Annotated in this window: 7 protein-coding genes; 3 read left to right on the forward strand and 4 right to left on the reverse strand. The window is 70.8% G+C overall.

Annotation, left to right across the window (positions count from 1 at the left end):
* Positions 1-1,562, forward strand: a 1,562-nt coding sequence (locus tag GA0115259_RS40000; RefSeq protein WP_161230279.1) for a TerD family protein, incomplete at its 5' end; no start/stop codon positions are given.
* 115 nt (positions 1,563-1,677) lie between these two features.
* On the opposite strand, the gene glmM is transcribed toward GA0115259_RS40000, so the two are convergent.
* From glmM to GA0115259_RS04180, 4 genes are all read right to left on the reverse strand, one after another.
* Positions 1,678-3,036 carry a phosphoglucosamine mutase gene (gene glmM / locus GA0115259_RS04165; protein WP_093590968.1) on the reverse strand — a complete coding sequence of 453 codons (1,359 nt, stop codon included), beginning with the start codon at positions 3,034-3,036 and terminating at the stop codon, positions 1,678-1,680.
* Positions 3,037-3,228: 192 nt separating this feature from the next.
* Positions 3,229-3,756 carry a 30S ribosomal protein S9 gene (rpsI, locus tag GA0115259_RS04170; protein ID WP_093590972.1) on the reverse strand — a complete coding sequence of 176 codons (528 nt, stop codon included), beginning with the start codon at positions 3,754-3,756 and terminating at the stop codon, positions 3,229-3,231.
* Positions 3,757-3,798: 42 nt separating this feature from the next.
* Complete coding sequence (gene rplM / locus GA0115259_RS04175) at positions 3,799-4,242, reverse strand: 50S ribosomal protein L13 (RefSeq protein ID WP_093590975.1); 444 nt, start codon at positions 4,240-4,242, stop codon at positions 3,799-3,801.
* Between the two features lie 501 nt (positions 4,243-4,743).
* The gene (locus tag GA0115259_RS04180) at positions 4,744-6,363 is read right to left on the reverse strand and encodes an ABC-F family ATP-binding cassette domain-containing protein (protein WP_176732425.1); all 1,620 of its coding nucleotides are present in this window, start codon (positions 6,361-6,363) and stop codon (positions 4,744-4,746) included.
* A gap of 149 nt (positions 6,364-6,512) precedes the next feature.
* Between GA0115259_RS04180 and GA0115259_RS04185 the strand changes: the two genes are divergently transcribed.
* Entirely contained in the window at positions 6,513-7,409 is an 897-nt protein-coding gene (locus GA0115259_RS04185) for a hypothetical protein (protein ID WP_093590981.1), read from the forward strand.
* Between the two features lie 258 nt (positions 7,410-7,667).
* Positions 7,668-8,601 (forward strand): mannose-1-phosphate guanylyltransferase (locus tag GA0115259_RS04190; RefSeq protein WP_093590983.1); only part of this gene is annotated, 934 nt, incomplete at its 3' end.

The following is an 8,601-nucleotide window of genomic DNA, read 5'->3' on the forward strand; positions in this document are numbered from 1 at the left end:
TCGGCGCAGCTCTGCGTACGGCGGCGGAAGCGGCCGGCGGCGTCGAGCCGTCCGGCGCGGACGGCACAAAAGTCACCGTGAACGCCTGGGGCCGCCGTGTCGAGACCGCTCTCGCCGACCGCGACATCCGTACGGCCACCGCTCTGCTCGCCCAGCGGCCGGGCGAACTGCTGCGCCGGCTCGACCATCTGCTGCGGCTGGCCGGGCCCGAAGGCGGCATGGTCGTGAACGCGCTCGCCGCCGCGCTGCCGCGTGTCTCCCCGGCCGTGCTGCTCTCCGCGCTCGGCGCGGTACGCAGCCGTCGCCGGCCCGACGATCTCCTGCGCGTCTTCTTCCCGAAGGGCGGCAACGCGCGGGTGTATGTGAGCGAGGACACCCGGGCGCCACTGCCCGCCGGCCCGGCCGAGGACGCCGTCCGCGCGCTCGCCGCCGAGGTGGTACGACGTGCTGCCGCACAGGGCCCGGTCGGTCTGGCCGTCGTGGACGCCGGGCTGGACGGGATGATCGCGCCGTTCACGGAACGGACCGCGTCCCGGGCACTGGTGACGCTCCCGCGCGGCAGCGAACTGCCTCTGCCGGACACGGACATCAGCGAGAGCATCAGCGGGAGCGGCACCGGCCCTGCCATGAGGACCCTCCGGCTGTTCCTCCACTGGATGGAGAGCGAGACCTCGGGCCGTACCGACCTGGATCTGTCCCTCGCCCTGTTCGACGAGCGGTGGGAGCACATCGGCACCTGCGACTACACCAGGCTGCGCTTCGCCGGCACCGGAGCCGTGCACTCCGGCGATCTGACGAGCGCTCCGGCACCGCGAGGCGCGAGCGAGTTCATCGATCTGGACCTCGCCCGGCTGGAGAAGGCCGGTGCGCGGTACGCGGTCGCGCTCTGCTTCTCGTACAACAACGTGCCGTTCACCGAACTCGCCGAGGCCTTCGCCGGTTTCATGGTCCGGGACGAACCGCCCGGCCACGGCAAGATCTTCGATCCGCGTACGGTCGAGCAGCGCTTCGATCTGACCGGTACGTCCCGGGCGTGTGTCCCGCTGCTGGTGGACATCCCTGCGCGGACGATGCGCTGGCTGGACGTCGTCCAGGGTGTGTCCGGCACCAACCACGCCGTACACCGGCATGTGGACAAGCTGGCGCTGCTCGGCCGCAGTCTGAACGACCTGTTCGCGTCGGGCGCGCGCGTCGGCCTCGGCGAACTGGCGGTCTGGCAGGCGGCCGGCCGGGCCGGCACGGTCGTCGTCCGTCACACCGACGGTTCGGCGAGTACGTACCGCAGGCGCGAGGACGAGGACGGTCCGGCCTTCGCGGCCCGTATCGGAAGCCCCGACCAGGATCTGGTGAACGTCCAGGACCAGGACCGGGACGAGAACCAGGGCCTGGACCGGAACCAGGGCCTCGATCTGGCTGAGGCCGAGCTGGCCTTCCTCGTACGCGGAGACATCGCCCTGGCCGGCGGCGCCCAGGTGTACGCCCTGCACCCGGCCGAGCTGAACGCCGACGCGGTGCGTCTGCTGACGGCCACGGATGTGGTCAACGCTCTGGCCGTCACGTAGAACCTCGGGCAAAAGCAACAAAAGCAACGGGTGCGGGAGCGGCCAGGCCGCCCCGCACCCTCTCGACGGCGGTCGCCGGATCGTTCCTGCCGCCGACTTCAGCCCAGCGTCGGCCTCAGCCCAGCGCCGACTTCACCGCGTCCGCCAAGCGGCTCGCCACCGACCTCGCCTGGTCGATGTCCGGTGCCTCGACCATGACCCGTACCAGCGGTTCCGTGCCCGAAGGACGGAGCAGGACACGGCCCGTGGTGCCCAGTTCGGACTCCGCCTCGGAGACCGCCGCCGCCAGCTCCGCCGAGGTGTGCACCCGCGATTTGTCGACATCAGGCACATTGACCAGCACCTGCGGCAGCCGCCGCATCACGCCCGCGAGCTCCGCCAGCGTACGGCCGGTCGCCGCGACCCGGGCCGCCAGCAGCAGACCGGTCAGCGTGCCGTCGCCGGTCGTCGCATGGTCGAGGACGATGACATGGCCCGACTGCTCGCCGCCGAGCGCGTAGCCGTGCTCCTTCATCGACTCCAGTACATACCGGTCGCCGACCGCCGTCTCCACGAGATGGATGCCCTCGCGCTCCATCGCGATCTTGAAGCCGAGGTTGGCCATCACCGTGCCGACCACCGCGTCTCCGCGCAGCGTGCCCGCCTCGCGCATCGCCAGGGCCAGCACCGCGAGGATCTGGTCGCCGTCGACCTCCTCGCCCGCCGCGTCCACCGCGAGACAGCGGTCCGCGTCGCCGTCGTGCGCGATGCCGAAGTGCGCGCCGTGCTCCACGACCGCGGCCTTGAGCTGCGTGAGATGCGTGGAGCCGCAGCCGTCGTTGATATTCAGCCCGTCCGGCTCCGCGCCGATCGTGATCACCTCGGCGCCCGCCCGGGCGAAGGCCTCGGGCGAGACGCGCGCCGCCGCGCCGTGCGCCTCGTCGAGAACGACCTTGAGCCCGTCGAGCCGGTTCGGCAGCACCCCGATGAGATGCGCCACATACCGGTCGAAGCCCTCGTCGTACGTACGGACCCGGCCCACGCCCGCGCCCGTCGGACGCTCCCACGGCGCGCCGGTACGGTGCTGTTCGTACAGCGTCTCGATCCGGTCCTCCAGCTCGTCCGCGAGCTTGTGCCCGCCGCGCGCGAAGAACTTGACGCCGTTGTCCGGCATGGCGTTGTGGCTCGCGGACAGCATCACGCCGAGGTCGGCGCCCAACGCGCCGGTGAGATACGCCACCGCCGGGGTGGGCAGCACACCGACGAGCAGGACGTCCACACCCGCGCTCGCGAGTCCGGCCACGACCGCGGCCTCAAGGAACTCGCCGGACGCACGCGGATCACGCCCGACCACCGCCGTGGGCCGATGCCCGTCGAACGTCCCCACCTCGGCGAGCACATGTGCCGCCGCGACCGACAGACCGAGCGCCAGCTCCGCCGTCAGATCGGCGTTGGCGACACCGCGCACGCCGTCCGTACCGAAGAGTCGTCCCACAGCTCTCCCTCCGAGAACACTCCGAGCCGTCACCGCTCCGAGCGAAAATGCTCCGAAAATGCAAACGTATTAAGCGCTTGATGCTGTTATACGCCCGAGATCACCAAGAAAACGAACGCCCCGGCGGCACGGAGTGCCGCCGGGGCGAACGAATGCCGTAGAGGCGTAATGCCTGGACCGGCCAGCGAGCGATTAGCGCTTGCTGTACTGCGGGGCCTTACGGGCCTTCTTGAGACCGGCCTTCTTGCGCTCGACGGCGCGGTCGTCGCGGCTCAGGAAGCCGGCCTTCTTCAGCGGGGCGCGGTTGTTGTCCACGTCCGCCTCGTTCAGCGCGCGGGCCACGCCGAGGCGCAGCGCGCCGGCCTGGCCGGAGACGCCGCCGCCGGAGATACGGGCGATGACGTCGTAGCGGTTGTCCAGTTCGAGCACCTTGAAGGGCTCGTTGACTTCCTGCTGGTGCACCTTGTTGGGGAAGTAGTCCTCAAGGGTGCGACCGTTGATCTTCCACTTTCCGCTGCCCGGGACGATCCGGACGCGGGCGATGGCGTTCTTGCGACGGCCCAGGCCGGCGGCCGGCTGCGGGTCGCCGAAGCGGGATGCCAGGGACTCGGAGGTGTACTCGCCCTCGACGGGGACCTCCGACTCGAAGGTCGTCACCGCGTCGAAGGTCTCTTCGGCCTCGGCGCCTTCGACGGGGTTCTCAACAGTGGTCTCGGCCACGATGCTCCTCAGATTTCTTTTCGTCTTAGGGGGTGGCCGGAACTACTGCGCGACCTGGGTGATCTCGAACGGGACCGGCTGCTGAGCGCTGTGCGGGTGCTGGTCGCCCGCGTAGACCTTCAGCTTCGAGAGCATCTGACGGCCCAGGGTGTTCTTGGGGAGCATGCCCTTGACGGCCTTCTCGACGGCCTTCTCGGGGTTCTTGGCGAGCAGCTCGTCATAGCGGACGGAACGCAGACCGCCCGGGTAGCCGGAGTGGCGGTACGCCATCTTCTGGGTCCGCTTGTTGCCGGACAGGTGCACCTTCTCCGCGTTGATGATGATGACGAAGTCACCGGTGTCGACGTGGGGCGCGTAGATGGGCTTGTGCTTGCCCCGGAGAAGGGTGGCGGCGGTGGTCGCCAGACGGCCCAGGACGATGTCCTGCGCGTCGATGATGTGCCACTGGCGCGTCACATCGCCGGGCTTGGGGCTGTACGTACGCACGGTCGTAGCCTTCGCTTCTTCAGTGATGGGGTCTCCCCGGGCCCGCTAGGGCCGAGGGGACGGGTCCTGTACAAGGCCACCCGGACGATGCACGACAGCCTTGGCGGACATACGGGGACGCAACCCGCTGCCTGCCGCTGGTCATCGGCCCGGTGGACCGGCGTAAGGGCCCCTCGCGTGAGAACGACCAAGCCAATACGCATAACGAACCAGAAGGATACCGTTGGTGCGCCGTACGGGTCAAAACGGCGGGTGCGGTGCGGGGGCCGCGGGGTGCGGTGCCGTGCGGGTGCGGGCGGTGGCGCCTGCGGCGGGCGTTCCCCTACTCGCCCCTTCCCGAGCCCGGGGCGCTGCCCCGGACCCCGGTCCTCAAACGCCGGACGGGCTGGATTTTCCCGCCCCGGCGACGGGCGCCGGCAGGGGGCCCGGGGGCGGAGCCCCCAGTTCGGGAAGAGGCGGGGTGGGGAAGAGGCGGGGTGGGGAAAAGGCCCCGCGCAGCGGTTACCGCGCCCGGACCACCCTGCGTTCGTCCCATACCGGTTCCGGCGTCTCCCGTACGACGCCGTCCGTGCCGAATACCAGGTAGCGGTCGAAGGAGCGCGCGAACCAGCGGTCGTGGGTGACCGCGAGCACCGTGCCCTCGTAGGCCTCCAGTCCCTCCTGAAGGGCCTCCGCCGACTCCAGGTCCAGGTTGTCCGTCGGCTCGTCCAGCAGCAGGGCCGTCGTGCCGCGCAGCTCCAGCAGCAGGATCTGGAAGCGCGCCTGCTGGCCGCCGGAGAGCTTCTCGAAGGCCTGGTCGCCCTGGCGCTCCAGCTCGTACCGGCGCAGCACGCTCATCGCGCCGCCGCGGTCCTTCGCGTGCTCCGTCCACAGGATGTCGACCAGTGTGCGTCCCAGCAGCTCCGGGTGGGCGTGGGTCTGCGCGAAGTGTCCGGGCACCACACGGGCACCCAGCTTCCACGCTCCCTCGTGACGGACGTCCTCGCCGGCCAGCAGCCGCAGGAAGTGCGACTTGCCGGAGCCGTTCGAGCCGAGCACGGCCACCCGCTCGCCGTAGTAGATCTCCAGCGAGAACGGCTTCATCAGTCCGGTCAGCTCCAGGCCCTCGCAGGTCAGAGCACGTACGCCGGTGCGTCCGCCGCGCAGCCGCATGGTGATCTCCTGCTCGCGCGGCGGCTCCGGCGGCGGGCCCGCGTCCTCGAACTTCTTGAAGCGTGTCTGCATCGCCCGGTAGCGCGAGGCCATGTCCGGGCTGATCGCCGCCTGCTGCCGCAGCCGGTGGACCAGCGCCTTCAGCCGGGCGTGCTCCTCCTCCCAGCGCCGTTTCAGCTCCTCGAAGCGGGCGAAGCGCTCCTTGCGCGCCGCGTGGTACGTGGCGAAGCCGGCGCCGTGCACCCAGACGTCGGAGCCGGCCGGGCCGGGCTCCACGCTCACGATCTTCTCGGCCGCCGTGGCCAGCAGCTCCCGGTCATGGGAAATGAAGAGAACGGTCTTACGGGTCTCCTTGAGGCGTTCCTCCAGCCAGCGCTTGCCGGGCACGTCCAGATAGTTGTCCGGCTCGTCCAGGAGCAGCACCTCGTCGGGCCCGCGCAGCAGCGCCTCCAGCACCAGCCGCTTCTGCTCGCCACCGCTGAGCGTGCGCAGTTCGCGCCACTGCGCCTTCTCGTACGGGACGCCGAGGGCCGCCGTGGTGCACATGTCCCAGACGGTCTCGGCCTCGTAGCCGCGCGCCTCGGCCCAGTCGCTGAGCGCCTGCGCGTACCGCATCTGCGCGGCCTCGTCGTCCACCGTCATGATCCCGTGCTCGGCCTCGTCGACCGCGGTCGCCGCCTCGCGGATACGCGGCTGCGCCACCGAGACCAGCAGGTCACGGACCGTACGCTCGTCGCGCACCGAGCCCACGAACTGCGACATCACACCGAGGCCGCCGCTGACGGTCACCGTGCCGCCGTGCGGCTGGAGCTCTCCGGCGATCAGCCGCAGCAGTGTGGTCTTGCCCGCGCCGTTGGCGCCGACGAGGGCGACGACGGCTCCCTCGCCGACGCGGAACGAGGCGTCGCCGAGCAGCACCCGTCCGTCGGGGAGGTAGTACTCCAGGTGCGCGGCCTCAAGATGTCCCATGGTCGGCATTGTCGGGGCAGGTACCGCCTGAACCCAATCCTTTTCCGCCGGCCCTTTCCGTCGTCTCTGTCCGCTTCCTCTGTCCGCCCTCCTCCGCTCTGCGCCCTCCGGGGCACAACACCCCTGCGGGCGGCCTTAAACTGCGCGGCATGAGCTTTGGGCAAGGGGGACCCTGGGGCGGCCCCGGTTCACCCGGACAGGATCCGTACGGAACGCCCGGACCGGACCCGTACGGCACACAGACACCGGACTGGGCCGCGCTGGCGGACGCCTCCGCCGCGCGTGCGCGCCGTAAGCGCTGGCTGATGATCGGCGGTGGCGTACTCGCGACCGCCGCGGTCGGCGCGATCGTGGCGACCGCGGTCGTCTCCATGAACAAGGGCGACGACCGGGCCTCGAAGACCAACGCCAGCGAGCTGCCCGCGCCTCCGGAGCTGCCGACCGAGAGCGCGGCGCCGGAGCCGACCTTCTCCTCCGTCGATCCGCTGCCGCCGCCGGACCCGAAGGACTTCATCTCCAGCGCCGAGAAGGACAAGGCGCCGCTGAGCGCCGACACGCTCTTCCCCGGCGCGAAGCTGACCATGGGCGACCGCGTGTACCAGAAGGGCGCGACGACCCGTACGACCAACTGCGCCGCGGCGGCCCAGGGCGCCCTCGGCTCCATCCTCGCCGCCAACGGCTGCGACCAGGTCATCCGCGCCACCTACAGCAAGGACGGTGTGGCGGTGACCGTCGGTGTCGCGGTCTTCGAGCAGGAGGCGCAGGCGCTCAAGGCCAAGGCCGAGGCGAAGGACGGTATCGCCTCGCTCTCCGGCGACGGTGTCCCGACCTTCTGCCGGGCTCCCTCGGTCTGCCGCAAGGTCACCAACTCCATAGGCAGGTACGTGTACTTCACGGTCAGCGGCTTCACCAGCGGCAAGGACGTCACCGAGTCCGACAAGGACGTCTACGCCACCGGTGACGATGTCGCGGAGTTCACGTTCCGTCAGATCTTCGGCCGTGGCCGCGCCCAGGCCTCGGCGGCGGCCACCGCTCCCGCGGCCTGACCACGCCCTCCCGACCCGGACAAGACACACAACGGGCACCAATCGCGCGCATCTTCGCATTCGCCCTTCGCGCTCCACGCACAGCTGTCAGAATGTGGCTTTCGTCGGCCACAGCAGAGCGGGTACCGGGGGGTGCACGGTCGGCCGGCGTGCCACAGAAGGCGCTGGGGGGATCCGGGCCGGGCTGGACGCGCGACGAGGCGTGCCCTGCCGCGCCCTGCTGTTCCGCCCGGTCCCGCGACACGAGGCGGACACCATATGACCGAGGCGATTCTTCTCGTCGGTGGCCAGGGAAGCCGGCTGCGCCCGCTGACCAGTCACATACCCAAGCCGCTGCTGCCCGTGGCCGGCGTCCCGTTCCTTGCCCATCAACTCGCGCGCGCCGCTGCCGCCGGCGTCACCCGCGTCATCTTCGCGACCTCGTATCTGGCCGAGCTGTTCGAGCCGCACTTCGGTGACGGCGCCCGGTTCGGCCTGCGGCTGGAGTACGAGACCGAGGCCGAGCCGCTGGGCACCGGCGGAGCGATCCGCAACGCGGCGCGGCGGCTGCGCTGCGGTCCTGACGAACCGGTGCTGGTGTTCAACGGCGACATCCTCTCCGGTCTGGACATCGCGGCCCTCCGGGAGGGCCACCGCGCCTCCGGAGCCGCCGTCACCCTGCATCTGACGCGGGTGCCCGATCCGCGCGCCTTCGGACTCGTGCCGACCGACGCGAACGGACGGGTGCTGGCCTTCCTGGAGAAGCCCGAGTCGCCGGAGCAGATCGTCACCGACCAGATCAACGCGGGCTGTTATGTCTTCACCCGCTCCGTCATCGACCGCATCGCGGCGGGCCGCGTGGTTTCCGTGGAGCGTGAGACCTTCCCGGGCCTGCTCGCCTCCGGAGTCCCTGTGCGCGGTGTGGTGGACGACACGTACTGGCTCGATCTGGGCACTCCGGCGGCGTTGGTGAAGGGCTCCGCCGATCTCGTCCGCGGAATCGTCTCCTCGCCCGCCCTGCCGGGCCCGGTCGGCGACGCCCTGGTCCTGCCCGGCGCCCGTGTCCATCCGGGCGCGGCGCTCGGCGGCGGCACCGTCGTCGGCGAGGGCGCCGAGATCGCGGACGGTTCGGTGGTCGAGGGCAGTGTCGTACTGCCGGGCGCCCGGATCGCCGCGGGCGCCCGCGTCCGCCGCAGCGTGATCGGCCGGTACG

Source organism: Streptomyces sp. MnatMP-M17 (assembly GCF_900091995.1).
GTDB lineage: Bacteria > Actinomycetota > Actinomycetes > Streptomycetales > Streptomycetaceae > Streptomyces.